Consider the following 413-nt stretch of genomic DNA (forward strand, 5'->3'; position numbering starts at 1 on the left):
CTTCTCCAGGTCTTTGATGGAGAGTTCGTCGGGCTCGGATTTCATCAGCCAATAAGCCATGGTTTTGCTCCTTGCGAGGTGGGTGGACAAGTGGTCAGGCAATTTTATGACAAACCGACAGTCGGTTGACGCCAGCGTTTGCGTGTCGGTTCACGTTGTCGCAAAATGCCGGCCTTCTTAGCTTGACGCTGCTGCACGGCCTACAAACGGAAACCGCTGCTGTCATCGTGTTGATGTGCCTTGAGGGGGGCAATCGATGAAACGCAAACCGGATTTATTATGGATATTGGTTATTTTGTTCGGTTTGTGCGTCGTGACCACCGGCTACGCCCAAAGCCTGTGGGCCAACAAGACCGATGCTCCCGTCGAGATCGCGCAGCAACAGCCGTCGGCCTTCAAGCGCTGAGCCCGTC

The 413-nt window shown here is 54.7% G+C and carries 1 protein-coding gene; it reads left to right on the forward strand.

All coding sequences use genetic code 11. The features are described 5' to 3' along the window. Window positions 1-256: 256 nt before the first annotated feature. On the forward strand, window positions 257-406 hold the full coding sequence (locus AC1DF0_RS32455) for a hypothetical protein (RefSeq protein ID WP_477577714.1): 150 nt from the start codon (window positions 257-259) through the stop codon (window positions 404-406). Window positions 407-413 lie beyond the last annotated feature (7 nt).

It is taken from the genome of Paenibacillus sp. 05T425, assembly GCF_056396205.1.

What these genes read in the sequence shown, in the direction of transcription:
- AC1DF0_RS32455 (WP_477577714.1), top strand. Translation starts at nt 257, where the DNA reads ATGAAACGCAAACCGGATTTATTATGGATATTGGTTATTTTGTTCGGT.